Source organism: Bacillus hominis, from assembly GCF_018332515.1.
Classification (GTDB): domain Bacteria; phylum Bacillota; class Bacilli; order Bacillales; family Bacillaceae_G; genus Bacillus_A; species Bacillus_A hominis.
In genome coordinates this window covers 1-1479 of the sequence record NZ_BOQD01000378.1, presented here as the reverse complement: position 1 = coordinate 1479, position 1479 = coordinate 1, and the positions used below count along the sequence as shown (strand labels likewise).

Annotated in this window: 1 protein-coding gene; it reads right to left on the bottom strand. The window is 34.5% G+C overall.

Features of this window, described 5'->3' with window-relative positions; genetic code table 11:
- Positions 1-49 precede the first annotated feature (49 nt).
- Positions 50-1479 (bottom strand): peptide ABC transporter substrate-binding protein (locus tag KI356_RS25205; RefSeq protein ID WP_212936806.1); only part of this gene is annotated, 1430 nt, incomplete at its 5' end.

The following is a 1479-nucleotide window of genomic DNA, read 5'->3' as shown; positions in this document are numbered from 1 at the left end:
AAAGCATTTTAAAGTAGCTAAGCTACTTTAAAATGCTTTTTCAACTCTATTATTTTTCAGTCACGTATGCCCACTTAAAGCTAAATTCTGGACTGATGTTATGTTTTACTACACCTTTTACATTTGGCTGTAAAACATAAGAATCTCCACGTTGATATAAAGGTACAATCGCTACATCTTCTTCAAGTAATGTTTTTTCAGCTTTCCCTAACTCTTCCCAACGTTTTTTTGCATCACCCATTAATTCAGTACCAGCTTTTTTCACCATTGCATCATATTTAGGATCTGAGAAGCTCATTTGGTTATGAGAATGCTTAGACTCAAACATATCTAAGAATGTCATTGGATCTGCATAATCTGGATTCCAACCACCATATGAAATATCATATTGTTGCTCAGATTCTAATTTTAGTTTTTGCTTAAATGGTTGAAGTTTAATGTTAACTGTTACACCTTTTAAGTTTTTCTCGATTTGATCTTTCACATATTCTCCAACTTTTTTCGCATTACCAGTATCATAGTTTAAGAATTCAATTGTAACTTGATCTTTGCCAAGCTCTTTTTTCGCTTCTTCCCAAGCTGCTGCAGCTTTTTTAGCATCTGGTTTCAAACCATTTTTAAACGTTTCTTGGAAGTCCTTACCATCAGGTCCAGTTGCTAAGCCTTTTGGTACTAAGAAATCAGCTTCTTTTGATCCATCATTTAAAATTACATTTGCTAAATTCTTTTTATCAATTGATAGCGCAATTGCTTCACGCAATTTTTTGCTCTTTAATGGTGTATCTTGTCCAGCACGTTTTTGGTTCATACGAATGAAGTACGTACTTACTTGTGAATATGTGCCGAATTCATCTTTCTTACTTCTATATTTATCAACGAACTCTCCATTTAATAAAGCGAAATCAACTTGTCCGCTATCATATAAATTGATAAGAGTTGCTGGCTCTTTAACAACACTGAAGTTAACTTCTTCAAGTTTTACAGTCTTTTTATCCCAATATTGATCATTTTTCTTTAATTGCCATCCTTGTTCATGCTTCCAATCTTTAAGAACGAACGGTCCATTATAAACTGTTGTATCAGACTCTAAACCGAACTTCTCCCCTTTTTCTTTTACGTATTTTTCATTTAATGGGTAGTACGATGGGAATGCTACTAAGTTTAAGAAGTACGGTACCGCTTGCTCTAATTCAACTTCAAGCGTAAGGTCATCTACCGCTTTCACTCCTAATTCAGCTACAGGTTTTTCCCCTTTATTAACCACTTCTGCATTTTTAATTGGGAACGCGATAAATGCATACTCAGCAGCTGTTTTTGGATCTAATAGACGTTGCCAAGCATATACGAAATCTTTCGCCGTTACTGGATCTCCATTTGACCATTTTGCATCTTTACGTAGTTTAAATGTATATTTTTTACCATCTTCACTTTTCGTACTAGATTCTGCCGCAGCTGGAATAGGCTTATTATCTTTATCCA